The organism is Tsuneonella sp. HG249 (genome assembly GCF_053819205.1).
In genome coordinates this window covers 12,289-36,117 of sequence record NZ_JBSOQY010000004.1, presented here as the reverse complement: position 1 = coordinate 36,117, position 23,829 = coordinate 12,289, and the positions used below count along the sequence as shown (strand labels likewise).

Below are 23,829 nucleotides of genomic sequence, written 5' to 3'. Positions count from 1 at the left end.
GGTATGTTAGCCGTGGACTATGATCATTCAATCAATCGCGAAAGTAGCTAGAACAGCCCTGGGCAAGTCATCGTTTGTAGGCGAAGAAGAGCGCGCTTACAGGCGCCTTTCAGCAATGGGCTTCAGGCCCTCAGGCATCGTCGACGTGGGGGCCTACGAGGGCAACTGGACACGCCTGGCACGTCGGGTCTTTCCGCACGCCCCGATAAGGATGGTTGAACCTCAAGAAAGCAAGCGGGCCGTCCTGGAGGCAACCTGCGCGGCGTTGAACGAGGTGAGCTACGTGAATGCGGTGCTCGGCGAACGAGCCGGGGAAAGCGTGAAGTTCTACGAGATGGAGACCGGCTCCTCGATGATGCCGGAGAATAGCAATGTGCCGCGCATCGAGCGCAGCCTCATAACCTCTACTCTGGATGAAATTGCGGATGACGTTCCGGGGCCGCTATTTCTGAAGATCGACGTGCAGGGTGCGGAACTGAGGGTTTTGGAGGGCGCGGCCGAGACCCTCGATCGCTGCGAGATAGTGCAGCTCGAAGTGGCGATGCTGCCTTATAACAAAGGCGCGCCAAGCTTTCTGAAGACAATCGCTTACATGGATGATCGAGGCTTTGTGCCGCTCGATTTTTCGGGGTTCACCCGCCCCAATGGCCGCGATCTGGTTCAGGTGGACATCCTTTTCACCAAGCGCGCCTCCTCTTGGAGGCCCAATTTTTTCCAATTCTGATCGGGAAAGTTCGCAAGCGACACGCGGAAGCAGCCGAACCAATTACATCTTTCGCGCGGCGTTTAAGCTCCCTGGCGGAGCGGGTGCTGGCCGAGATTGATGTCATCCGCGGCACTCGACAGCGTTCCAGCGATCGCGAGACGAACGGACCTCGGTGCGGCGTCGGTGAGGCAGTCACAAATACAGCCAGTTCAACCAGTGAGACATTGGGCTTAAGCAACCAGCGCCGTCTCGCAGGCCCTATTAAAGGCGATCATGTACTATACGAACCTAGTCGCTGGAACGCGTTACTTGGGTTTTAGTAGGCCCACGATCCACTCGGCAAGCGACGCCAGCCAACCCATTTGAAACGCGAGCCACAGGAAACTCATCCCGACTACGCCGATCGCCAGGCTCACCAGCTCGTTTCGGAAGCTGACCTTCTCTCGAGGTCTTTGCCTTGCCATACTGTTATCCGACCAGTTCGAAGAAGAATCGCATCGTCAGATATCCTAATGGGGCCAGCGCTCCGAACAGCAGCATCGTGAATTCAAGCTCGGTACGGTCGGGGCGGCGCATCCTGTCGGGTAACCTGGCGAGATGGCTGTAGGAAAGCGGTTTAGCGTACGCGAGGCTATCCCAGTTGGAATCAGCCGACCTGCCTTCGATGCAGAATTGAGACTTGGTATATAGACGAACCCCGCCGGTAGTGGGGACGGGGCAGTTCTTCAGGGGGGCGCTCATCCACGGCCGAGTTCACTCGCCGAATGATTCAAGCGGTCGAGTCGGTCGAGCGGCCCGCTAAGGATTTGTGGAGTGCGGGACGATGAGTTCCTGGTAACCTACGTCAATATCCCCCCAGCTACGACGCGCCGTGAACCGGAACGCTACACGCCGCGCCGAAACCGTAGGCTAGCAAACCTAGTTGTCCAGCCGGTCGGATCCGCAGCTTCGTCATGGGCGCCATGCAGCCGAAAGATCGTGTCGGGTTCCTGGAATTGAAGCCGGGCTCGGACCGGGCAACTATGAATGCACACACCGCAGCAATGCGGCGCTGTCCGCATGCATAACGCCAAGTCAAAAAGCGGCTAACCGAAGGGGCCGCGCTAAGCGATCCAAGGCATCGAATCAGGCGGATTTCACTCACTCCGGTGCACAATGCCCCTGTGATCCTAACCAAACCTACCGTTCCAGCGGGCCGAACACATATCCCTTCGAATCGGGACGCTTGAACCGCCGAGCGAAAGCTGCGGCATCCCGAATCACGGGAACCCGATCAAACCAGCGTTGATCGCCGATGTCTGTTCGCGAAGGACGCTGATAGCTCAGGTCGGCAAAGACGGTCGCCAGATCGGGATAGGTTCGCCGGAACCACACATGAGCGCCGTCGATGCCGGGGCGCGGGACAAGGTTTTCGGGGGCACGGGTCGCCAGCACAGGCCTGAAGTCGGGCGAAAGATAGGAGCGCAGGTACTCGGCTGACATCTTCGCCGCACGGGCCGAGAAGCCCATGAAGTGCGAACCGATGATGTCGCTACCGACAAGATCGTCCGGATCGGAGGCGATATAGCCGCCATAGAATATCTCGCACTCCGGCATCTCGTAGGCGAGTAGCTCGGGCACGCGAAAGTTGCAGTCGTCCTCGAACACGAGGACCGATTGCCCGTCGTCGGCGGCCTGCTCAATAGCGGTCCTGTGGCTCTCAAAGCAGCCGTGCGCGCCGTTGCTGGTGAAAAGGCCTGGCGCGGAAGGTGAAAAGGCCGGGAAGAATTCGACCCGCGGATCGCCCAGCAAGCCCACTCGGGCAAGCTGGCGATTCATCTCGCTTTGTCGATCTTTCCGGTGCGGCAGGTTGATGATCCGAATACGGTCGAAGTTATTGAAAAGCATCGGTCAAGGTTGCCACGCCCGCCTGAGTGAGTCACCTAGCAATTCCGGGCCCTGCGCGATGGCGCACGGCCATGTCCGGACCCCTCGAATTGGGATCGAACCAAGGGCGGTCCGTTCTTCGCTACCACTCATTGCTCATCAGGTGCTGGCCTCGATTGATGTCATCCGCGACACTCGACAAAGCTCCGGCGATCGCGAGCCAGACTGACCTGGGTCCGGCGTCGATCAGGTAGTCATCGGGCAACGAGTTCGAGACTTCATGGCAGTGATCAGCCTGGCGGCGGATGTAGGAGATGATCCTCTGCCTTTCGGACGTCATCATGTGCATTGCGCCAATCCAACAGACGACAGCGATCGCCGCAATGTCATTTGCCAAGATGTAAGATTCTGGAACGATAATCGGAACTGCCGCACCCACGCGCCGTTGAGAGGCCGGGCGCCGTCGACTCCCCCTGCCGTCGGCGCCCCGACCCGTTCGAAAGCAAACCTCATCCTCCTGTTCCGGCGGGAGTTTTTTGTTTGACCGCGATGGCCCGTTCGCAAGCAATCCTGCATTTTCCTCAATTCGGGTCAGGCAATGCTCCTGGTACGCGCGGGGAACCGATTTTCCAGTCTGACCGTATCGCGATCACACCGCTAACCTGGCGCTGCATGATGCAGCCAGCCTTTTGCTCCCGCCTCGGCGGGAGTTTTTTCGTCTTGGCTCTCCGGGTCGGTGCGCTGAGTTCCTCGGCGGGATGGAAGCTAACTCGGCGCCGATAGCAGAGGCTTCTTGGTGCCATCCGGCAGTCCAATCCGCGTTTGCGGGTAGCACGCTAGGCCCGGGTCGCTTGGACCTAGCGTGCCGACTGGCACAGTAATTTCGCGTCGAAACTTGTCCAGCCGAGTCTCTATTTGCACACTGATTTCTCGAAGCAGCACAAATCGGTTAGCGGGGATGCGATAAAGCGTTGCAAGACGTCTCCCCATTCGTGATTAGGTGCCGTCCTTGATCTGTGCTCGTTTTTGGTTATCGCCGATGACCAGCCTCGTATGCTTCGGCGGCTCATAGTTGCGTTTGCTGCCGCATGCGAAGTCGGAACGCCTGATATGCTTCAACAACCGTCCGCCGATCTCCGACCGTTCCTGAGACGATTGTTGCAGCGGTCCGACCTCAAAGAAGCCGAACAGGACGCGATCCTACGATTGCCCACACAGGCTTTTCAGGCCAGGCGCAATCAGTACATTGTGAGGCCGGGCCAGCGCGTCGATCACGCGTGCTTCGTGGTTGACGGGCTCGTAGCCCGATCGGTTCAAGTCTCGAACGAAGAACGGATAATCACCGCCCTGCATATACCAGGCGATATACCCAACTTGTGATCGCTTGTGCAGCCAATTGCGACCTCCGGGCTTCAAGCGCTCTCGACATCTACGATCCTTCAAATCCCGCATACCGCCTTGCGGGAAGTAGCGGCGACTCAACCCGCCCGTCGCAGAGGCCTTCTGGAGGGATTACGCGGCCGACACGGCAATTCTCGAACAATGGTTGTTAAACCTTGGCCGGCGGGGTGCAAAACGTCGCATCCCCGCCTGTTGTGCGAGATGGCAGTCCGCTTCAGTGTGATGAAAAAATCTCCGATCGAATACGAACTGCTCATGACGCAGGAACATCTGGCAGATGCGACCGGATTGACCTCGGTCCATATCAGTCGGTCGCTCAAGTCGTTGCGAGAAGTGGGAACGGTCTTTCGCAATTTCGACGTGCAGATCGAAGACTGGGATGCCTTGGTCGCCGTTGCCGAATTTGATCGGTCATACCTCCAAGTCGATTTGACGGACCGCGTGCGTCTTGCAGCTGCCGCGGACTGATCAGGCCAGCCGCGTCCTGGCCGTCGGCCCGTCGCGCGCGGCGGCAAAAGACTTCCCGGCCCCCATTTATTGCCACAGCTGGGCATGTGCGGCAGATGCTGCTTACTGATAAAGACCGACGGAGAACCGGGCTCAGACGCCGGCGCGATCTATGCAGTTCGAGCTCGAGCGGAGAAACCTGGTTGGAACCGCCAATACCGCCGGAGACGCACACTGCCCCCCGCGTAGATGGAAAGGGCTGCCGATTGGCGCGCCATCGGTTTGTTCCAGCCTCCCGATACAGGCGGGAACACCCCTGTTAGGTTTCACACAACTTCGAACGAAAAAGAACCTAAGTGCGGTTAAAGCACAGGTGCAACGACAGCACATTCGGCTGAACTGGACCGTCGTGTCCGGCCTCAATCTGTTCGCGGAGCCCTTCTTTTAAGCGAACCGGCTTTCCCGCTCGGAACCGCCGATGCGAGGCGGTTTCCCCCGCAAAGTTCGCTGCGCGGCTTGACCGCTCGCGCCGATTAGCCTTGTTCTGTTCATCTAGCTAACGATTTGCCGAGTGACGAATGCACTCCCGCAGGCAGCCCATTGTGACGTACGGATTCGCTCCTCGCCAGGCGAAAGGGAGCTTTCGGAACAACGCGAAAGGGCTGGCCACCACCGCGGGCGCGACATCGCTTGCGTTCGCCGCGTACCTCGTATTGTACCAGCAGTCGCTCTCGGAGCAACCTGCACCCGTCTATCGGGAGGGCCGGGGCAGCGAGGATACGGCAAGGGCTCCGGAGCCCGTGTTTCGCGCCTCGCTGAAACGGGAAGACGCTTCACAGTCCAGCGCTCGCGCGGCGGGCACGGCTCCCGGCGCAGTCCTCGCACGGGTGCACCATGCCACGATCGCGCCGGTAGCCCACACGCAGCCGATCGTTAGCGCCACCGCAGGAGGCGTGGAAGCGCTGCCCGCCACCGTCGGAGGAGCGAATGCACTGTCGTCACCGGAGACACCCCGGGAAGCGGACGGGATCCCGGAGCGCACCCTGCTGGCAAGGCTCGATAATGCGCCTTTCAGCACACCCGGCAACGCACGGCTGATGGCGGATGACGCGCCCCGCCTTGCCCCCGACTTCAGCCAGCTCGCAGATGAAACGGATGGCAGACCCGCCCTGATTGCCGATCTCGGCGCGCCGGCGTGGCCGGTAATACAGGTGAGCGCGACCTCGGGTACGGTCCCGGACGAGGTTTCACCGTCTGAAACGGGGACCGCGGCGCCCGTCGATGCGTCGGGCTCGGCCGTCCGACAACCTGCCCCGGAGCGGACAGCTGCGGCACCCGCTCCCGCCGAGACCGCTTCAGCCAGCGAGCCAGTGCAGCCGGCGGGGGCGGCCTCACCGCTCGCCGCCGTACCGGCCGCTCCATCGGCAGGCAATCGCCAGCTCACAGAGCGGGTGCGACGGCTCGACAGCCGGATCGCCCGGCAGAAAGCGGCCGCGGTGCCGACCGAGGGCAGGCGCCTGAAATCGGCCCGTCTGACCGCCGACGGCGCCGGGCTCACGCCGATCGCGGGCACCACGGGAGAGCGCCTCGGAGGTGACATTTCGCTGCAGATCCGGGACGGCGAACTGGTGGCGGTGCAGCTGAGCGAGCTCATCTCGCTGTTCGAGGACCGGCTCGACCGCCCGCTCTTCGTCTGGCTCAAGACATCGTCCAACGCCGACAAGTTCGTCACGCCCCAGACACTGGCGCGCGCGGGTATCCGCATCGCGTACGACGATGCGACCGGAAAGGCAGTGCTCTCGTTGACCGAGTGAGAGTCCCAGGGACGGCACAGGGCCCGAGACCGGGTACCGCGTTCTCCCGATTGACCCAGAATGGCACATCGTAACTGGTCCGCACTCGATGGCTTGCATATCCAGCGCGTGCGTGCTCTGGAAATCTCGGCAGTGAAGCCCCAACTGACTGAGTCTGAATGCCAATCATGGAAACCCCGACGCGCAACGCGCCATGGAAACGGTGGGCCGCTCTTGCGGTGCTGCCGTTCTCGACCGGCGTTGCGATCGTCGCCCTCGGCCCGCTGACGTCTTCCGGAGTGGTGGACTCTGGGCTTGTCGCCGTGGGCCGTGCTGCGGGCAGCATTCTGGCGGGCGGCGCTGCGCACATCGCCGAGGCCCAGCTCGCCGGTCAGCTGCTGGTCAAGAAGGCGGCCGCGACCACCGCCGCCGCGGCCAGTAATCCGCGGCCCCCGTCCCCGACATCGTTCGTGGCTCCCGTCCAGACGTCACGTCCATCCGTACCCGGGGGGTCCGGGGAGACTCCACTGAGCTACGGCGAGATGCCGTTCGCGCCCGCAACCGAAGGCGCGCTGTTCGACGCGGCAACGCCAGCGCCAGTGGGTGCCTTCCAAGGAGCCGGTGGTCCGCCGCGGTTCGGCAGCGTCAGTCTTGTGGCGCCGCCGGCGGGGGCACCGCCGGGAACGGCCACACCGCCCCTCACACAGGCGCCGGTTTCTGCCGTGCCGGATGCGGCCACCTGGCTCACCCTCATCGTCGGGTTCGCCGCCGTTGCATCGGTCCTGCGCCGCCGTCGGAAACGGCGGTTCGCCGAAGAGCCGCAACCGCTTCCGCGGCACGCGTTTCGCCCCGCCCTATAAGGCAACCACTCGAACGGCTTCGGCCATTCCGGCGAAGTTTCCGGCGCAGCGGGCGCCGGCCTGCGGTCGGTGCCCCATAGGGCTTGCGGGAACCGACATCGCGAGCGATCAGTCAACCGTGCCTCGAACTGCACCTGCCTGCACCGCCCGCTCGGTGCCGCTCGTTGCCCGGGCGACCGCCGCGCCCGGCGGCCACGACCGCATCTACGCGATCGGCGACGTGCACGGCCGCGCCGACCTTCTCACCCTGATGTTGCGACGCATTCAGGAGGACTCCCGGTGGCGCCAGACCAGGAGCGCCACACGGATCGTCCTCCTGGGAGACCTGATTGACCGGGGTTCCGGGTCGAGCGTCGTGCTGGCGCTCGTGCAGCGCTTTGTCGAAGCGAACTCGGGAATGATCGCGCTTCGCGGCAATCACGAGGACATGTTGCTGCGCGCCGCGCGGGGCAGCGCGCTGGCGCAGCGCGTCTGGCTGCGAAACGGCGGCGCGCAGACCCTCACGAGCTTCGGGTTGGCGCCGGAGCATCTGCTCGGTCTCGGCCCGTCGGATCGCGGCCGCGCCATTGTCGACGCCATCGGCGGCGCGGTTATCGACTGGATGCGCGCGCTTCCCACCCGGTTCGTCTCGGGAGACTACTTCTTCTGTCATGCCGGGATCCGCCCCGGTGTCGCGCTGGACCAGCAGAAGGAGCGCGACCTGCTGTGGATCGGCGAAGAATTCGTCCGCAACACGGCCGACCACGGCGCGGTAATCGTGCATGGCCACACCGAGGCGCGCGAACCTGAGTTTCATCCCAACCGGATCAACGTCGATACGGGTGCATACCGGACCGGGAGACTGAGTGCGATCGGGCTTGAGGGCACCGCGCGGTGGGCGCTTCAGGTAGAAATCCCGCCGGTGCGACGGCAAGAAGGTCGGCAGACCGCCCCCGGGTAGCATAGCCCGAAGGAACCACGTCGCTGCTTATGGCGCCATCGGGGCGGCGACTTGCCCTACTATGAGACATCGACGATTCGAGTGGCCCGCGGGCCGCCAAATGATCTTGAGTTTGCGCGAAGAACGTCGGATGCAGGTTCTACCTCCGGTAAGGCGATTTTCTGGAAAGGGCGGAAATGCGCTGGGCCGGCCTCGCCGTCATCTTATTGAGCTTTCCGCTGTTCGCGGCCCTTCTCGGACGGGTCGTCGCGCGCCGGGACATGGCCGTGATCGCTATCGGCGCTCTGCTGTTCTTCGCGGGCACGCTGTCGCCTTCGGCGGCGCTTTACGTCTGGCCAGGCTGGCTCGGGCTTTCGAAAGGCGTGTTCATTTCGCTCGTCGATACGGCCGCGCTCGCCCTGCTGGTCACGCGGCCGCCGGGCCGCTACCGGGCTTCGTTCCTGCCGCTCATCGCCCTCTATCTCCTCACCGTCATCGCCTCGCTGGTACTCGCCGGCAACCGGGTCGCCGGCGCGTTCATCGTCTTCCAGGTGCTGCAGACCGGCCTGCTGTTCTTCGCGCTTGCCGGCGAGTTGCAGCGGCCGAGCGCCGTGCGCGCCCTGCTCAAGGGCCTGTCGATCGGCCTTCTCATCCAGGCCTCCTACGTCGCCCGTCAGAAGGTCGGGGGAATGATCCAGGCTCCGGGCACATTCGAGCATCAGAACGTTCTCGGACTGGCGGTCGAGCTCAGCATTCTTCCGCTGATCGCCGCCGTCATGGAAGGAGAGCGCAGCAAGCTCGTCTATGCCGGCATCCTCGCCGGGGCGATCTGCGTGGTGGGGGGCGGCTCGCGCGGGACGATGGGCTTTCTGGCCATCGGCGCGGTAGTGGTCGTCGCCGGCAGCGTGATCCGACGCGGAACAAGGCGCAAATGGCAGGTGGTCGGGCTGGGGGCGGTGGCCGCTGCGGCAGTGGCGACGCTCGCGGTAGCGACGCTGTCGGAGCGCTTCGGCAGCGGTCCGTTCGAGACTGAGGAGACGGCTCGGACCGCTCTCGCGGAGGCCGCCCGGAGCATGGCGGCGGATCACCCGTTCACAGGGGTCGGCGCGAACAATTTCGTCATTGCCAACAACGTCGGCGGCTACGTCGAGCGGACGCGCACCCCGTTGACTCCGGCCACCCGTTCGCAGCCGGCGCACAACGCCTACCTGGTGGCGCGGGCCGAGAGGGGCTTTCCTGGTGAAGCATCGCTCATCCTCCTGCTTGGCGGGCTGGCCACGGCGGCGGTCCTGACGGCATTCAAATACCGGCGATCGGCCTTCGCCGGGATTTCCTTCGGGGCCGCTGGATCGATTCTCGCGGTGAGCCTGCACAGCAATTTCGAATACGCCCTGCTGACCCCGAACCTGTTCTCCTTGCTGCTGGTGATCGGTGCGCTCGTTTCCGGCTTGCGGGTGCTGGCCATTCGGGAACGGCAGGCGGCGGTGGAGAGGCGCGCCGGCCCGGTCATCGCGACGGCAGCGCACGGACCGGATCGCGGCGCCGCGAGGGCCGCTGACCGACCGCCCGCGAGGGGCCGGACATGAGCGAACCCGACCTGTCGGTTGCGCTCGCGACGTGCAACGGAGAGCGCTACCTGCGTGACCAGCTCGCCGGCCTCGCCGGCCAGACCCGCCCGCCCTCCGAGCTGGTGGTATGCGACGACCGCTCGTCCGACGCGACGGTCGCCATCCTGCGCGAGTTCGCCCGGCACGCCCCCTTTCCCGTGCGCATCGCGGTCAATCGCGAGCGCCTCGGTTATGCCCGCAACTTCCGTCAGGCCGCCGCGATGTGCACGGGCGAGCTGATCGCGTTCTGCGACCAGGACGACTGGTGGCACCCGAGCAAGCTCGAGCGGACCGCTGCGCTTTTCCATGATCCGCGCGCTATGCTCGTGTACCACAATGCGCGGGTGGTCGACGTCCAGCGGCAGGGCGCAGCGACCCTTTACGACGCCGCGGCCGAAAGAGCGAAGATCGCGGTGCGTCCGTTCTCGCCCTGGCATCATTCGTATGGCATGACGCAGGTGTTCCGCGCGGATTTGCGGCGGTTCGACGGGCTGTGGAACCTCTCGCGCAACGACGTGGCCGACCCGGTGGACATCATGTCGCACGACCAGTGGTATTTCTTCCTAGCGTTGGCGTGCGGCGAGGTCCGCTTCCTCGACGAGGCGCTGGTCGACTACCGGCAGCACGCGGCCAACTCCGTGGGAGCGAACCCCGGGCGCCGGCTCCTGCGCTCGGGCATCCTGGCGCGTCTCGAGCATTATGGTCGCCAGGATGCGCGCTGCGCCGAGGCGGCCCGGGCGCGGGCCGAGGTCTTGCGGGCCATCGCGGCGGCGGAGCCGGCGCTGCGGGACCGCGCCCTCGCGCTGGCAATCGGCTATGTCTCCCTCGAGGGCCGGCACAGGCGGCGGTGCACCACCTACTGCGGGTCCGCGCTCACCGGTCGGCTCCGCGGCCTCGTGGTCTCGGTCGCGCGCGGCGATTACCGCAACTGGCCATGGGGCTTCGACGCTCGATCGATCGTCCGCGACTTCATCAGCGGCGTCGTTCTCGGCCGGGCCAACGCCCGCGAACCGACCTGATGGACCGGCTCAATACCCTGTGGTTCGAGGGGCGTCTGGGCTACATGGAGCAGCTCAGTATCGCCAGCGCCCTGGCGCAAGGGCACCAGGTCAGGATCTTCTCCTACAATCCTGGAACTCTCGCCGGCGTCCCTGATGCGGTCGAGATGCGCGACGCCCGCGAAGTGATGGACGACGAGCGACGCGTGCGGCTGTTCGAAGGGAAATACAAGGCGCTGGGCTCCGACTTCTTCCGCTACGAGCTTTTCGCCAAAGGCCTGGGATACTGGATGGATCTGGACGTCATCCTGCTGCGACCGCTCGACTATGAACTCGACCATGTCTTCGGGTGGGAGCACGACACGTCGATCAACGGGGCGATCCTCAAGCTCCCCGCCGACTCGCCCATGCTGCACGAGCTGCGCAATGTCCCCGAGACGAACTGGCTCCCGCCGTTCTTCGGCCCCAGGCGGACCCTGCTCTATTACTGGCAGCGGTTCAGGCGCGGCGAGGTGAAGCTCGAGGATTTGCCATGGGGCGCCGCCGGACCGGCGCTGATCACGTACCTTGCGCGGAAACATGGAAAACAGCATCTGGCGCAGGCGCGGGAGGTCTTCTATCCCGTGCCGTACGGACGCGCGGAAGACCTGTTCGCCGAGGCCCGGATCGTCGAGGGCATGCTCACGCCGGCCACCCGCGCCGTTCATATGTGGCATTCGCGCCTGACGGCCTGGCACGACCGCGCCCCCCCGCCTGGTTCGTACATGGACCGCGTGTGCCGGACTTACGGCATCGACCCCATCCGGCGCATGCACAGCTGAGGTCCTCCACTGAACCCGCCTCGCGCGCCGTGGGCCACCGTTGAAAAATGGCACACCAATCGAAAATCGTGAGACCTTCGCCCGAACGCCGCTATGGCCGGCCTGTCGCAAATCAAGGAAGCGTAGATGGGCATTGCAAGGGCAAAGTCGTGGGACACCGCGATGCTCGGATTTGGCGAGGAGCTGAATACGATAGTCGGCCGCTACGACCGTGCCGACGTGCTCGAGCTGGGCGCGGGCCGCCGGCCATCGTTCACGCTGTCCGAAATGCCTCGGAACGTGGCCAGCTATACTGTCAACGATGTCTGCGAAGACGAGCTGGCGCTCCTGCCCGACGGCTATGCCAAAGCCTGTTTCGACGTCAGCGGCGATGCGTCGGGCTTCGCCGACACCTACGACGTGGTGTTTTCGCGCTTCCTTGCCGAGCATGTGCCCGACGGCGAGGCCATGCACCGGAACGTGTTCGCGGTCCTGCGGGACGGCGGGGCTGCGTTCCATCTGATCCCGACGCTCTACGCGCTGCCCTTCCTCATCAACAAGTACCTGCCCGAAGCGGTGACCGAGCGGATTCTCGATCTGCTGAGCCCGCGCCGCGCGATCAGCCCAAAGTTTCCGGCGCCTTATTCGGCGTGCTACTCGAACCCCGACCGTATGCGCCGCATGTTGCGCGCCATCGGCTACAGCCAAGTCGAGATCCGCACGTTCTACGGCCACTTCTACTACGAGAAGGTTCCTGGCCTGAAACAGGTGCACGAGAAGTTCTCCGAGCTCGCGGCCGACCGCGACTGGCATGTATTCGGCACGTATGCATACATCCATGCGGTCAAGTAAACGACGCCCGCTGGCGCGCTGAACCTCGGTCATGCCCCCCCTCTCCCTCCGGCGACGGCAACTAGCGCAATGGATCGATGGCTGGCGCCTGCGCCCGATCACCGGACAAGTGGGCTGGGTCGTGGCCCCCTTCGCCGCCCAGCAGGTCATCCGCCTCGCCACGCAGATCGCGCTCGCGCGCCTGCTCGCCCCCGAGATGTTCGGGCTGATGCTCCTGGTCAACACCCTGCGCACCGGCGCCGAGCTATTGTCCGATATCGGCATCGGCCAGAGCGTCGTCCGCTCGCCGAACGGCGACGATCGCCGGTTTCTCGATGTTGCGTGGACGCTGCAGGTGCTGCGCGGTGCCGGCCTCAGCCTGATCATGCTGGCCTGCGCGTGGCCGATCGCGCAGTTCTACGCGGAGCCCGGTCTCCTGCAGATCCTGCTCGCGGTCAGTCCGATATTCCTGATTTCCGGATTGCTCTCGCCCGCGCTCTTCGTGATGCAGCGCCGCATGCTGGTGAAGGCACGCGCCGGCTACGACATGGTCGGCCTCGTCTTCCAGTGCCTGTTTACGATCGCGCTCGCCGCGATAATGCCGAACGTCTGGGCGTTGGTTTTCGGCCTGCTCGTCAGCACGGCGTTCACTACCGGCATCAGCTACCTCTTTCCCGGCGGGCACCGCGTCCGGCTCGCGTGGGACGCCGGTTTCGTCACCGAGATCCTCCACTTCGGCAAATGGATCTTCCTGTCGACGGCGATCTATTACGCGGCGACCAGCATCGACCGCATGTATTTCGTGGGCGTGCTGCCGCTGGCCCTCGCGGGCGTTTTCGGGGTGGCCCGCACTTTCTCCGACATGCTCAGCGCCCTCGCTCAACGGGCGGGCTCGTATCTAGTGTTCCCCAAGGTCGCTGCGCTGCACAACCGGCGGGAGGCGGCGCCCTTTCTGCGCAAGACCCGGCGCGCCACGCTGGCGCTGGTAGCCGCCGCAGCCGGGCTCGGCATGGCCATCTCGGACGAGTTCATCTTGCTTGCCTACGACGCCCGGTACCACGCGGCGGCCTTCATGATCCCGGTACTGCTGTTCGGCGCATGGTTCGGGATCCTCTCGTCTTTCGCGGAAGCCATGCTCATGGGCGCGGGACGGCCGGCACCGGGCGCCTGGGCCAACGGGTGCAAGTTCCTCGTGCTTGCGATGGGCCTGCCGCTAGCGATGGCGCAGGCCGGCCTGCTCGAGGCATTGCTGGTGCTTGTGGTAGCGGAATGGGCCCGCTGGCTCGTCCTCGCCCGCCCCTCGCAGACCGAGGGTTTCGCGACCGTTTCGGACGACATCCTGCTTACCGGGCTCCTGGTCGGCGTTGCGCTTGCCGCGAAGGCTCTATTGGCAAGTGCGGGCCTGGTGCCCGGCCCTGGCGAGTGGTGGAGCATGCGGGGGCTGTTGCATGGCTGACCCGGTCGCCGCCTCCGGCTTCGTGGTGATCGGCCGGGACGAAGGGGAGCGACTCGTGCGCTGCCTGCGCTCGCTGGTGCCGGCCGGCCGTCCGATCGTCTACGTCGACAGCGGCTCCCGCGACGGCAGCTGCGACAACGCGGCCGAACTCGGCGCCGCGGTTGTGAGGCTGGGTCCCGGGCGCCCCTTCACCGCCGCGCGGGCCCGCGCGGACGGCGCCGCCGAGCTGCGCAAGCGGTGGCCCGAGACGCAGTATGTCATGTTCATCGACGGCGACTGCGAGCTCGAGCCGCGCTTTCTGCCGACCGCCGCAAGGCTGCTGCAGGAGGACCCCGGGCTTGCGGCCGTCTGCGGGCGACGGCGCGAGCGGTTTCCCGAAGCGTCGCTGTACAACCGGCTGATCGACCGCGAGTGGGACACACCCATCGGAGAGACCGGGTCCTGCGGGGGCGATGCCCTGTTCCGGACGCAGGCCTACGAGCAGGCCGGCGGCTTCGATCCCGGGATGCTGGCCGGCGAGGAACCCGAATTGTGCAGCCGTCTGCTGGAGCGGGGGTGGCGAATCCGGCGCATCGACGCGCCGATGACGATCCACGACGCCGCCATGACGCGCTTCGCGCAGTGGTGGCGGCGGGCCGTTCGGAGCGGGATGGGGTACGCCCAGGCGTGGCGGAGAACGCGCCGCCGGTCGACCGGCCCGCTCTACAGTCGCCAGATCGTGCGTGCCGCCGGCTGGGCGGGAGTCCTGCCCGCCGCCTCGATAGCGCTCGCCCTTCTGGCTTCTCCTTGGCTCTTCCTCGTATGGCCGGCCGCGGCTGCGCTCCAGTTCGTCCGTTTGGCCCGCAGGGGTGGCATGGCCGCCGGCGCCCTCGCGGTGGCCGGCAAGTACGCTGAGCTCCTTGGCATGGCGAAATTCACCATGCGCGCAGCGACCGGCGCGCACAGCGACGCGGTAACCTACAAGTGACCGCCGAGCGCCATCCGGAGCCCCCTGCCCGCCCGCGGCCGGTGGGCTATGTGCTGACGCACTATCCGCAGCTGGCGCAGACTTTCATCGCCGCGGAAGTGGACGCCGTCGAACAGGCCGGACAGCCGATCCGCATCTTCGCGATGAACCCGCCCGGACCGACCGAGAGAGATCGCCCCGATGCGCCGCGCCACATCGGTCGAACCACTTATCTCAAGCCGCGCATCTCCAGGGGCGCGATCGAACTGCTCGGGTTCACCGTACGCCGCCCGCTCGGCCTCGCGAAAGTCTGGGGCGCCGCCATCGCGAGCGCGGGCGGCTCGCCGGTGCGGACCGCACGCTGCCTGTCGCATCTTGCGCAAGCCGCCCTCCTCGCGCGCCACGCGATGGACCACGGCATCGAGCGACTGCATGCCCATTTCGGGCTCGCGCCGGCTACGATCGCCTGGCTCGCCAGCGCCATCATGCGCTCCTGCGGGCGCGATGCCTCCTTCAGCTTCACCATTCACGGGTTTCACGATTTCGTCGACCCTGCCGAAAGCAGGCTGGACATCAAGGCCGCGCAGGCTTCGGCCGTCGTGTGCATTAGCCGCTATACGCTCTCGCAGCTGTGCCTTGTGACCGAACCGTGGCACTGGCCGAAGTTCACGGTCGTGCGCTGCGGCGTCGACAGCGACGCATTCGAGTACCGCGATCCTCCGGAGATCACGGGCATCCCGCGTCTCGTCTCGGTCGGGCGGCTGTCGGCGGAAAAGGGGTTCGAAATCCTGCTCGAAGCGGTTGCCCGGCTTCGCCTAGAAGGCCTGGCGGTGGAACTCAGGATCATTGGCGACGGACCCGCGCGCCAGCGGCTCGCGACGCGCATATCCGAACTCGGAATCGAGAACGAAGTGGTTCTCGCGGGCGAGCTCATGCCTATCGAAGTCCGCCGCGAGCTCGATGCCGCCGACGTCTTCGTGATGCCCTCGTTCAGCGAGGGCTTGCCGATCTCGTTGATCGAAGCGATGGCGACCGGCACACCGGTCGTGTCGACCTGGATCGCCGGCATCCCGGAACTTGCCCGCCATGGAGAGACTGCCTTGACCGTCGCACCCGCCGATGCCGGGGAACTCGCCCAGGCGATCGGCCGGATGATCGGCGACGGGCAGCTGCGGATCCGCCTGGCGCGCGCGGCCCGGGACCGGGTGAGCGCGCAGCACGACCTGCGGCGCAGCGGCGAGGTCATCTCCGCGCTGTTGCGGCAGCCCGGGCCGTGACCGCCCGCCGGCAGCTGCGCGCCGCCGTAATCGGATGCGGCGCGATCGCCTACGAGCACTTGCCCTTCGTGGCTCGGTCCGGCGCGGCGCATCCCGTCGCGCTCTGCGACCGCTCGCGGGCGATGGCGTCGGCAGCGGCCGGGATGTTCGAACTGGACGTCGGAATCTACACCGATGCCGAGGCGATGCTGGAGAGCGAGCGCCTCGACATCGTGCACGTTCTCACCCCGCCCGAGACCCACGACCGGCTTGTGCGGCGGGCGCTCGAGGCAGGGGCCCATGTCGTGTGCGAAAAGCCGATGACCGGGACGGCGAAAGAGACGGCCGCGTTACTGGACGCCGCGCGGGCTGCGGGCAGGCTTCTTTTCGAAAGCCGCAATCTCCTGTTCAACGACGTCGTCGTCGAGCTTCTGAAGATGGCCCGGGGGGGGCTGCTCGGGGAAATCCGCGAGTGCGACATCCTCCTCAGTCTCGACTTTCTTGCGGGGCCGTTCGGCGACACCAACCTCAGTGGCACCGGGGTCGCCCTGCCGGGCGGCGCGGTACACGATTTCCTGCCGCACCTGGTGTATCTGTTCCAGGCTCTTACCGGCACCACAACCGCCGAGCGTGTGCTGGGCGAATACGTTAACCGGAGCGGCAATCGCCGCGCCGTCTACGATGCGTGCGACATCCTGCTTTCGAGCGGGGCGGTGCGCGGTCGACTGCGGATCGCGGCCGACGTCGAACCGGCTGCGTTCCGGATTGCGCTGCGCGGCACGCGGGGATCCGCCGAAGCCGACCTTTACAACCCGTACCTGCGGTTTGAAGGACCGCCCTTCACCGGAAAAACCTACCCCGTCGGACAGGTGAGCGCAGGACTCGCGCTGGCCCGGGCGGGCGCGACGAATCTCTATCGTAAGATCGCCCAGCACGGTACCATGCACGGCATGCCTCGCATGCTCGCCGCGATATACGCGGCGATCCAGGACGGCACGCCGCCGCCCATGACCCCCCACGAGATTCTCGCGACGGCCCGTCTGACCGACCAGATCGTCGCCTTGGGCCGCATGGCATGAGCGTGTTCCTGACCGGTGCCGGGGGATTCCTCGGCAGCGCCGTGCTCGAGGTGCTGAGGGAGGCAGAAATCCCGACAACCGCCCTCTTCCGCCCTTCGGGCCGGGGCTCGGCAAAGAGCGCGAGCTTGGGCATGGTTCAGGTGCTCGGCGACCTGCGCCAGCCAGGAAGGTGGCAGGAGCCGCTCTCGGGGGCGACTGCGGTGATTCACTGCGCAGCGGCGGCGACGGGCGACCTTCCAACCCAGCTTGGCGGCACCGTGCTCGCGACCGAGAATCTCCTGGCGGCTCTCCCCGCCACGCTCAAGCGTTTCATCCACGTGTCGAGTCTCTCGGTCTACGATTTCTCGGCCCCCGGTTTTGGGGGGCGGCTGGACGAGAAGACGCCGCTCGAACCGCGTCCCTTGCGCCGCGACGCCTACACTCAGACCAAGCTAATCCAGGAACGAATGGTGCGCGCGCACTGCCGGAGCAAGGGTATCCCCCTGGCGATCATCCGTCCGGGCGCGATATACAGCCAGCCGGGTGACTGGGATCACGGGCGGGCACTGCGGATGGGACCGTTCGACCTGATCTTCGCTCCGCTGGGGTCAATGCGCCTCGTGCATGTGGACGACTGTGCGCGTGCCATCGTCGCGGCTCTCGGGGCAGAGATCGAGGGAGAACTGGTGCTCAATCTGGTTGGAGACGAACAGCCGAGCCACTGGGGCTTCCATCGCCTGGCGCGCAAAAGTGGGGTCGAGACGGGTATTCCTGTCCCGATTCCCTATGCGCTCGTGCGGCTGGCGGGGGCAGCGGCGGCATTGGCTAGCCGGCTGTTTTTCGGCGGCCGCGCCCGCCTGCCCGAGATGCTGGACCTTCCTCGGCAGCAGGCGCGCTGGCGGCCTTTGAAATACTCCAACATGTGCGCCAAGACGGCGCTGCGATTTGCGCCACGGGGAGGCGGGGACACCGATCGCATCGGCCCGTAGCCCGGCATGCGTTGACCAATTGCAACAGACCGGCCGGCACCGGGTCCTTAGGCGTTGTCGGCCGATTTCCGCATGGCCCGCCTTGCCCTGCACCAGATAAAGAATATGCGCGGACCGTCGAACAGGTAACGGCGCCATAGCCGCGCCGGTTCGGTGCCCAGGCGGAACAGCCACTCGAGGCTGGCCTGCTGCATCCAGCGGGGCGCCCGCCGCTTCCGGCCGCTGAGAAACTCGATCGACGCACCGATGCACAAACCGACTCCGCGCGCGGCGCCGCGGCGGGCGATCAGGTGCGCGACAATCTCGCTCTGGGGCGCGCCGATCGCGAAAAAGGCGATGTCGGCGTCGGAGTGCTCGACGAACCGGGCAATCTTGGCCTGGAGCGCGGGGTCGTCCCGCACGCCCATCGGGGGGGCGAAATGGTGAACCCGGTGTCGGGGCAGCGCAGCCGCGAGCCACTGCGCGTCGAGCGCCGATCCGCCGATCAGCGTCACCGACCCTTCGGCGCTCCGGCGAGTGGCGATGAGGCAGCGGACGAGGTCGCTGCCAGGCGCGAGCGGGAGCCTCTCGCCCGAGATTCGCGACAGGCGTTGAAGGATGCGGCTGTCATTCAAGCACAGGTCGCTCGCGTGTACCGCGTCGCGATAGTCCTGGTGCCAGCTCTCGCCCCTTGCCCGGTGGTACTGGACGACGTGATCGACGTTGGGCGTCACGACATAGGCAAAGCTTTCCCGCGCGACCGCTTCCAGGACCCAATCCCTGGCCCGTTCAAGGTCGCAGTCGGCGAAGCGGATGCCCAGAAACTCGATCGTGCGCAGTAGGGGCTGGGTCACACCCAGCTCCGCCCGAAGAGCTGATCGGAGGGCCTGACGCCGGGGAGGGGGTCAAGGGCGTATTGCGCTTTCGCCTTGCGCAGTCCCGCGGCCGCCACAGCCGCGCAGCCTGCGTTCCTGGCCTCCCGGCAAACTGCCTGATACAGACGCCAGGTCGACGTGCGCGACGGCGCGACCTTGCTGAGCCGCCGCACCGCCGAGACGGCGGCGTCCGTCCGGCCCCTCGCCAGCAGCCACCGGGCGAGTTCGCCGGTGAGGATGCGGTCCTGCGGATGGGCCTCGATGCCCTCGCGATAGACCCGCTCGACCGCGGCTGCCCGGCCCAGGCGATCGTATGCCAAAGCTTGCTGGCGATAGCCTTCGATCCGGTCGGTGCATTGGGTCGCGAGAACCTGCGCGGTGACGACGGCATCACCCGGAGCGCGGTGGGCGAGATGCCACTCGGTCAACGCCGCGAGCGCGTCGCAATTGGTGGTGTCGTCGGCGAGAATCTGGCGGGCGAGGTCGCGCCCGGTGGGCGCGCCACGGCGGACGTGCAAGCGCGCGACGAGGCCCATGTACCGGCGGTCGGGCGCGTGCTCAATCAGTCGGCGCGCAGTGCTCGCGTCGCCGCGGTCGAGGTAAAAGCGCGCCGTCGCCAGCCGCGCCGCCGCTCGCTCGCTCAGTGCCAGGTCCTCGACCAGGCCCGGCGCGAGCGGCGACGCATCGTACTCTGCCCAAAGATCGACCAGACCGTTCATTTTCTCCACGTCCTCGCCGAAGCGGTCGATGAAGGCGGCGCCCATGCTGCGCGCCGCTTCTTGCCGCCCCGACTTGTACAGGGTGTTGATCTCGTCGAGCGCGAGGTCGACACTGGCCGGATTGGCCTCCCCGAGGAGCGCAAACTGCTCCAGCATCAACGGCACGTCGCCGGCGGCTCGGGCGTTTTCGAGCAGCGCCGCGGCGATCCACTGGTTGTTCCCATGGGTCTCGGCCGAGGCCTTCAGGAGAGCCATTGACTCCGCCGCCCGGCCCAGGAGAAACAGGCTCCGGGACTTGAGCACCGTCCCGCGCGGATCCTGCGGGTGCGCCGCGAGCAACTGCTCGGCGCTCGCGATCGCCCGGTCGTACTTCTTTTCCTCGATCAGGAGTATGCCCTGGCTCAGCAGGACCTCGGGGTTCCCCGGATCGATCGCCAGCGCACGGCGGATCGCGTCGCGGGCGATGTCGCGCTCGTTCGCCCGCACTCCCAGTTGCGATACGGCAGACAGCGCTTCGAGGTTGTTCGGGTCGAACGCCAGCACCGTACGGTAGGCGTCGAAGGCCGCGCGCAGCTCCTGCGACAGGTACTTTATCCGGGCGTCGAGGAGAAGGATGTCGACCTGGTCGTCGCGGTGAGCGAGCGCGCGCGCTATGGCGACTCGGGCGCCGGCAATATTGCCGGCATCGAGCTCGGACCTCGCGACCGCCGCCTCGCGCTGCGCCTCATCGAGGCCGTTCGAGCAGGCACCGAGCACCAGGGACCCAGCGCAAGCAATCGCCAACAGCATGTCTCGTAATGAGATGGCCCGCTTTACATCTGTTTGGCCGCCACGCCATCGCGTGTTAAGCGCGTTGCACAAACCGTAAACCAACGCCAAGGCAGTCTACCTTTTGGAAAAATCATCAATGACCGGCCGTTTCACCGCAAGTCCGTTAGTCGCGGCGCTTCTTATTGCAATACTCGCGCTGGCCGGTTCACCGGCCCATGCGCAGACTGTCATGCAAGCGCCCGCCACGCAATCGCCCGCCACCCAGCCGCCGGCCACGCAACCGCCGGTGTCCGGAGTTCCGACCCCGTCGATCTCGTCGTATCGGATCAACCCGGGCGATGAGCTCGAAATCTACGTCTGGGGCGAGGAACGGCTGCAGCGCGATCTGACGGTCCTACCCGATGGCACGATCGCCTTTCCGCTCGTCGGCCAGCTGCAGGTCGCGGATCGCCTGCCCCAGGACGTGGAGCGGATGGTAAGCGATCGGCTGAAAGACCAGTACCGGGGGGAAGTGCCATACGTCACGGTCTCGGTGAAGGCGCCCACGGGGATGCGGTTCTCGGTGCTCGGCAAAGTCCGGTCTCCCGGCACCTTCACCACCAGCCGCTATGTCAACGTGCTCGAGGCGCTGAGCCAGGCAGGCGGCGCAGATGAGTTCGCCAACCTCGACAACGTTCTGCTCATCCGTGGCACCGGACCCCAGAGCAGCTCCTTCCAGGTCAGGCTCGGCAGCCTGTTCAAGGCCGGAGCGGGCGAGCAGGCGGTACGCCGGGCCGGCATCATCGGGGTGCAGCCCGGCGACGTGATAATCGTTCCCTGAGGTACCGCATGTCCGCACTCCCACGCGCGCTTTGGAAAAGCTCGGTAGCCGCAGGCGCCCTTGCCGCGACCTCGGTGGCCGCGCAGGACACCACCACCGGGGTCAATGTCAGCGCCGCGGCGGGGGTGACCTCGAACCCATACCTGACCGAGGAGAATTCCCGTGAAGCCGGGGTCCTCGACGTAGAGGTCCGGCCGTGGATGCGTATCGAGACCGCGCGCACGACCTTCGATCTCGCCGCTTATGCCAACGGCCGGGTCTTCTCCAACACCTACGATTTCGAGGATTCGGAAGGCGCGTCGGTCGCCTTTCGCAGCAAGCGCAGCTCGCGCACCTCGCTCTACGGCTCGGCCGCCCTGGATTCGACCAGCGCCCGCTCGATATTCCCTCGCTCCGGGGCAAGCCCGGGGGTGACCGATCCCGTCAATCCAGTCGACCCGGGCACCCTCCAGACCGAAGCGGCGACCTTCCTCCCCGGTGACGATATCACTCTGCTTGGGCTGACCGGTCGCACGACCAGCATCAGCACCGATCTGGGGGTGGATCACCAGCTGAGCGCCCGATCCTATCTGGGCGCGAGTGCCGGTTACCAGCACCTCTCCGCGAGTGGCAGCGCGGTGATCGGCTACGACAGCTTCACCGCAGGCGCGGCCTACTCGCGCCAGGTTTCCGAGCAGACCCGCGCCGGCGCCCGGCTCCAGGCGCGCCGCACGGCCTACGATGCGGGCGGGCATTCGACGATCCTCGTCGTCGAGGGAACGCTGGAGCAGCGGCTTGACGCCTACTGGACCCTGACGGCCGCCGCGGGCGTGTCGACCGCGCGCACCAGTGCGGTCGGGGCGTTCCCCGCGAGCCGTTCGACCGGTGTCGGCGGCATGGTGGCATTGTGCAACGAGCGCCCCTCCCGCAATTTTTGCGCAAGCCTCGAACGCTCGCAGCTCCCGGGCGCCGTCGGACGCACGCAGAGAGTGGACAATGCGGTGCTGAGCTACGGCGAGCGGCTTTCCGCACGCGAGCGGGTCGAGATCGGCGCCCGGTACGCGCGCAGCCGGACCCTGTCCCGGGGCCCCTTTGCGCAGCCATCCGTAAAGATCGCAAGCGTCGAGGCGAACTACACCCGTACCCTCGGCGAGCGGACCGAAGCCTACGCGTTCGCGTCCGTCGCCCGGTCGTACAGCGATCTCCTCACCAGCGGTGCGAGCGTGAATGCCGGGGTGGGCATCCGCTTGCGTCTGGGGAGGACCAAGTGAACTATCACGCGCTCGATGACGAGCAGCTGACCGAGGGGCCCGCCACCGGCAAGTTCCTGTCCCAGCTTCCAGTGGTACTGGCGGAACGCAAGTGGTGGATCGTCGGCCCGGCCCTGATCGGTCTGTTGGCGGCCTTGGCCACCGCGTTCCTTATGCCCAGCAAGTACGAATCCGCGGCGGTCCTTCTCGTACAGGCACCCAGCCTGCCCCCGGAAGTGATCGGCGTATCGGGCAATGACGCGGTTGCCCAGCGGATCGAAGCGATCCGCCAGCGGCTGATCAATCGTCCGGCCCTGATCGCGATGATCGAGCGCAACGGTCTCTATGCCCAGGAGCGCAAACGGACGCCGCTGTCGGAAATCGTCGAGGATATGCGCGAGGCCATCGCGCTCGAACCGCAGACCGTCGATCTAGGACCCTCAACTACCGCGGACAAGACGATCTCGGTGCGGCTGGCGTTCGAATACGGGGATCCGGTGCTGGCGCAGGCGGTTGCGCAGCAGCTCATGGAACGCGTGGTCGAGGTCGACTCGACGACGAACGCAGAGCAGCAGACGGAGACCGTCCAGTTCCTCAGCGACCAGCAGCAGGAACTGCAGACGCGGATCGCGCGGGCCGAAGGCGACCTGGCGGCCTTCAACACTCGCAACGGGCGCGTCATGGCATCGGGATCGCTGGCGACCATCGGTGGCGGAAGCGGTGCCTTCGACCTCCAAATCTCGAACCTCGAGCGCGAGATCGCCGAGCTCCAGGGACAAAAGCGGCTGCAACAGAGCGCCGAAACACGCGATCCCGCGGTCGTGCAGGCGGAGGGTGCGCTGGCGGCCGCACGGGCCGTTTTCGCCGAGTCGCATCCCGACGTCGTGCTGGCGAAGCAGCGGCTCGAGCAAGCGAAGCAGTTCGCGAAGCAGAACGTGGCGCGAGTGCCGAGCGGCGCGATCGATGAGCGGATCCGCCTCGCGCGCAGCCAGATCGTCGAGCTGCAGGTGGCCAAGCAGCGCGAGTTCGCGCAGGCGGCGTCGGTCATGGCCCAGCGCGCGCAGGCGCCCGCGGTCGAGCAGCAGGCCGCGCAGCTACAACAGCGGATCGAAACCCTCTACAAGCAGGCCGAGGAAATTTCGGGCCGGCTCCTCGCCGCGAGGGCCGCCGCGCGGGCGGACCAGGAGCAGATGGGCGAGCGCCTGCTGGTGGTAGACCCGCCGGTCGTTCCCGACACCCCGATCTGGCCCGATCGGCCGCTGGTCATCGGCATCGGCGCTCTCGGAGGCCTCGCGCTCGGTTTCTTCCTCGCCTTCGGGATCGAAATCCTGCTGCGTCCGATCCGCGATCCGGCAGCGCTGGCCAAGATCACCGGATCGAGGCCGCTCGCGACGATCCCGGTGTTCGTGCCGCAGGGCGGCGACGCACGACGGGGCGCGCGCTCGCGCTCCGGCGGCTGGCTGTCGGTCCTTCGCCGCCGGCTATCTTCCCAGGGACGATGAC

The 23,829-nt window shown here is 66.1% G+C and carries 22 protein-coding genes; 17 read left to right on the top strand and 5 right to left on the bottom strand.

Annotation, left to right across the window (positions count from 1 at the left end; translation table 11 throughout):
* Positions 1-19 precede the first annotated feature (19 nt).
* On the top strand, positions 20-724 hold the full coding sequence (locus ACWPM1_RS13800; RefSeq protein WP_455695489.1) for an FkbM family methyltransferase: 705 nt from the start codon (positions 20-22) through the stop codon (positions 722-724).
* 450 nt (positions 725-1,174) lie between these two features.
* Here ACWPM1_RS13800 and ACWPM1_RS13795 read toward each other — a convergent pair whose 3' ends face one another.
* The 3 genes from ACWPM1_RS13795 to ACWPM1_RS13785 all read right to left on the bottom strand — a co-directional run bounded on the left by ACWPM1_RS13795 (position 1,175) and on the right by ACWPM1_RS13785 (position 2,921).
* Positions 1,175-1,447, bottom strand: coding sequence for a hypothetical protein (locus ACWPM1_RS13795; protein ID WP_455695488.1), 273 nt, complete (start codon positions 1,445-1,447; stop codon positions 1,175-1,177).
* 438 nt (positions 1,448-1,885) lie between these two features.
* The gene (locus tag ACWPM1_RS13790) at positions 1,886-2,593 is read right to left on the bottom strand and encodes a hypothetical protein (protein ID WP_455695487.1); all 708 of its coding nucleotides are present in this window, start codon (positions 2,591-2,593) and stop codon (positions 1,886-1,888) included.
* Positions 2,594-2,714: 121 nt separating this feature from the next.
* Positions 2,715-2,921 carry a hypothetical protein gene (locus ACWPM1_RS13785; protein ID WP_455695486.1) on the bottom strand — a complete coding sequence of 69 codons (207 nt, stop codon included), beginning with the start codon at positions 2,919-2,921 and terminating at the stop codon, positions 2,715-2,717.
* A gap of 1,193 nt (positions 2,922-4,114) precedes the next feature.
* Between ACWPM1_RS13785 and ACWPM1_RS13780 the strand changes: the two genes are divergently transcribed.
* The 13 genes from ACWPM1_RS13780 to ACWPM1_RS13720 all read left to right on the top strand — a co-directional run bounded on the left by ACWPM1_RS13780 (position 4,115) and on the right by ACWPM1_RS13720 (position 17,933).
* Complete coding sequence (locus tag ACWPM1_RS13780; RefSeq protein WP_455695485.1) at positions 4,115-4,441, top strand: helix-turn-helix domain-containing protein; 327 nt, start codon at positions 4,115-4,117, stop codon at positions 4,439-4,441.
* A gap of 581 nt (positions 4,442-5,022) precedes the next feature.
* Entirely contained in the window at positions 5,023-6,234 is a 1,212-nt protein-coding gene (locus ACWPM1_RS13775) for a hypothetical protein (RefSeq protein WP_455695484.1), read from the top strand.
* Positions 6,235-6,401: 167 nt separating this feature from the next.
* A complete protein-coding gene (locus ACWPM1_RS13770; protein ID WP_455695483.1) occupies positions 6,402-7,073 on the top strand; it encodes a hypothetical protein in 672 nt (223 codons plus the stop codon).
* A gap of 118 nt (positions 7,074-7,191) precedes the next feature.
* Positions 7,192-8,013: a metallophosphoesterase family protein gene (locus tag ACWPM1_RS13765; protein WP_455695482.1), complete on the top strand. Its 822-nt coding sequence runs from the start codon at positions 7,192-7,194 to the stop codon at positions 8,011-8,013.
* Positions 8,014-8,189: 176 nt separating this feature from the next.
* Complete coding sequence (locus ACWPM1_RS13760; RefSeq protein ID WP_455695481.1) at positions 8,190-9,578, top strand: O-antigen ligase family protein; 1,389 nt, start codon at positions 8,190-8,192, stop codon at positions 9,576-9,578.
* On the top strand, positions 9,575-10,618 hold the full coding sequence (locus tag ACWPM1_RS13755) for a glycosyltransferase (RefSeq protein WP_455695480.1): 1,044 nt from the start codon (positions 9,575-9,577) through the stop codon (positions 10,616-10,618). Before ACWPM1_RS13760 ends, ACWPM1_RS13755 begins: the two co-directional genes overlap by 4 nt.
* Positions 10,618-11,418 (top strand): hypothetical protein, encoded by an 801-nt coding sequence (locus ACWPM1_RS13750; protein ID WP_455695479.1) that lies wholly within the window; start codon positions 10,618-10,620, stop codon positions 11,416-11,418. Before ACWPM1_RS13755 ends, ACWPM1_RS13750 begins: the two co-directional genes overlap by 1 nt.
* Before the next feature lie 126 nt (positions 11,419-11,544).
* Entirely contained in the window at positions 11,545-12,249 is a 705-nt protein-coding gene (locus tag ACWPM1_RS13745) for a class I SAM-dependent methyltransferase (RefSeq protein WP_455695478.1), read from the top strand.
* Between the two features lie 31 nt (positions 12,250-12,280).
* Positions 12,281-13,684 carry an oligosaccharide flippase family protein gene (locus ACWPM1_RS13740; protein WP_455695477.1) on the top strand — a complete coding sequence of 468 codons (1,404 nt, stop codon included), beginning with the start codon at positions 12,281-12,283 and terminating at the stop codon, positions 13,682-13,684.
* Positions 13,677-14,651, top strand: a complete 975-nt coding sequence (locus ACWPM1_RS13735) for a glycosyltransferase (RefSeq protein WP_455695476.1) — start codon at positions 13,677-13,679, stop codon at positions 14,649-14,651. The genes ACWPM1_RS13740 and ACWPM1_RS13735 overlap by 8 nt, the downstream gene beginning before the upstream one ends.
* The gene (locus ACWPM1_RS13730; RefSeq protein WP_455695475.1) at positions 14,648-15,907 is read left to right on the top strand and encodes a glycosyltransferase family 4 protein; all 1,260 of its coding nucleotides are present in this window, start codon (positions 14,648-14,650) and stop codon (positions 15,905-15,907) included. The genes ACWPM1_RS13735 and ACWPM1_RS13730 overlap by 4 nt, the downstream gene beginning before the upstream one ends.
* Positions 15,904-16,965, top strand: a complete 1,062-nt coding sequence (locus tag ACWPM1_RS13725; RefSeq protein ID WP_455695474.1) for a Gfo/Idh/MocA family protein — start codon at positions 15,904-15,906, stop codon at positions 16,963-16,965. Before ACWPM1_RS13730 ends, ACWPM1_RS13725 begins: the two co-directional genes overlap by 4 nt.
* Positions 16,962-17,933 (top strand): NAD-dependent epimerase/dehydratase family protein, encoded by a 972-nt coding sequence (locus ACWPM1_RS13720; protein ID WP_455695473.1) that lies wholly within the window; start codon positions 16,962-16,964, stop codon positions 17,931-17,933. The genes ACWPM1_RS13725 and ACWPM1_RS13720 overlap by 4 nt, the downstream gene beginning before the upstream one ends.
* Before the next feature lie 47 nt (positions 17,934-17,980).
* Here ACWPM1_RS13720 and ACWPM1_RS13715 read toward each other — a convergent pair whose 3' ends face one another.
* Both ACWPM1_RS13715 and ACWPM1_RS13710 read right to left on the bottom strand, forming a co-directional pair.
* The gene (locus ACWPM1_RS13715; RefSeq protein ID WP_455695472.1) at positions 17,981-18,766 is read right to left on the bottom strand and encodes a WecB/TagA/CpsF family glycosyltransferase; all 786 of its coding nucleotides are present in this window, start codon (positions 18,764-18,766) and stop codon (positions 17,981-17,983) included.
* Positions 18,763-20,262 (bottom strand): tetratricopeptide repeat protein, encoded by a 1,500-nt coding sequence (locus tag ACWPM1_RS13710; protein WP_455695471.1) that lies wholly within the window; start codon positions 20,260-20,262, stop codon positions 18,763-18,765. The genes ACWPM1_RS13715 and ACWPM1_RS13710 overlap by 4 nt, the downstream gene beginning before the upstream one ends.
* A gap of 151 nt (positions 20,263-20,413) precedes the next feature.
* On the opposite strand from ACWPM1_RS13710, the gene ACWPM1_RS13705 reads away from it, so the two are divergent.
* The 3 genes from ACWPM1_RS13705 to ACWPM1_RS13695 are packed head-to-tail and all read left to right on the top strand — an operon-like array spanning position 20,414 to position 23,828.
* Entirely contained in the window at positions 20,414-21,097 is a 684-nt protein-coding gene (locus ACWPM1_RS13705; RefSeq protein WP_455695470.1) for a polysaccharide biosynthesis/export family protein, read from the top strand.
* An 8-nt stretch (positions 21,098-21,105) separates the two neighbouring features.
* A complete protein-coding gene (locus ACWPM1_RS13700; protein ID WP_455695469.1) occupies positions 21,106-22,347 on the top strand; it encodes a hypothetical protein in 1,242 nt (413 codons plus the stop codon).
* On the top strand, positions 22,344-23,828 hold the full coding sequence (locus tag ACWPM1_RS13695) for a GumC family protein (protein ID WP_455695468.1): 1,485 nt from the start codon (positions 22,344-22,346) through the stop codon (positions 23,826-23,828). Before ACWPM1_RS13700 ends, ACWPM1_RS13695 begins: the two co-directional genes overlap by 4 nt.
* Position 23,829 lies beyond the last annotated feature (1 nt).

Bases quoted from the DNA above. Each gene is read 5' to 3' on its own strand.
- ACWPM1_RS13735 (WP_455695476.1), top strand. From the start codon at position 13,677: ATGGCTGACCCGGTCGCCGCCTCCGGCTTCGTGGTGATCGGCCGGGAC.
- ACWPM1_RS13745 (WP_455695478.1), top strand. From the start codon at position 11,545: ATGGGCATTGCAAGGGCAAAGTCGTGGGACACCGCGATGCTCGGATTT.
- ACWPM1_RS13750 (WP_455695479.1), top strand. From the start codon at position 10,618: ATGGACCGGCTCAATACCCTGTGGTTCGAGGGGCGTCTGGGCTACATG.
- ACWPM1_RS13720 (WP_455695473.1), top strand. From the start codon at position 16,962: ATGAGCGTGTTCCTGACCGGTGCCGGGGGATTCCTCGGCAGCGCCGTG.
- ACWPM1_RS13760 (WP_455695481.1), top strand. From the start codon at position 8,190: ATGCGCTGGGCCGGCCTCGCCGTCATCTTATTGAGCTTTCCGCTGTTC.
- ACWPM1_RS13780 (WP_455695485.1), top strand. From the start codon at position 4,115: ATGGTTGTTAAACCTTGGCCGGCGGGGTGCAAAACGTCGCATCCCCGC.
- ACWPM1_RS13700 (WP_455695469.1), top strand. From the start codon at position 21,106: ATGTCCGCACTCCCACGCGCGCTTTGGAAAAGCTCGGTAGCCGCAGGC.
- ACWPM1_RS13785 (WP_455695486.1), bottom strand. From the start codon at position 2,921: ATGCACATGATGACGTCCGAAAGGCAGAGGATCATCTCCTACATCCGC.
- ACWPM1_RS13790 (WP_455695487.1), bottom strand. From the start codon at position 2,593: ATGCTTTTCAATAACTTCGACCGTATTCGGATCATCAACCTGCCGCAC.
- ACWPM1_RS13770 (WP_455695483.1), top strand. From the start codon at position 6,402: ATGGAAACCCCGACGCGCAACGCGCCATGGAAACGGTGGGCCGCTCTT.
- ACWPM1_RS13800 (WP_455695489.1), top strand. From the start codon at position 20: ATGATCATTCAATCAATCGCGAAAGTAGCTAGAACAGCCCTGGGCAAG.
- ACWPM1_RS13740 (WP_455695477.1), top strand. From the start codon at position 12,281: ATGCCCCCCCTCTCCCTCCGGCGACGGCAACTAGCGCAATGGATCGAT.
- ACWPM1_RS13705 (WP_455695470.1), top strand. From the start codon at position 20,414: ATGACCGGCCGTTTCACCGCAAGTCCGTTAGTCGCGGCGCTTCTTATT.
- ACWPM1_RS13795 (WP_455695488.1), bottom strand. From the start codon at position 1,447: ATGAGCGCCCCCCTGAAGAACTGCCCCGTCCCCACTACCGGCGGGGTT.
- ACWPM1_RS13755 (WP_455695480.1), top strand. From the start codon at position 9,575: ATGAGCGAACCCGACCTGTCGGTTGCGCTCGCGACGTGCAACGGAGAG.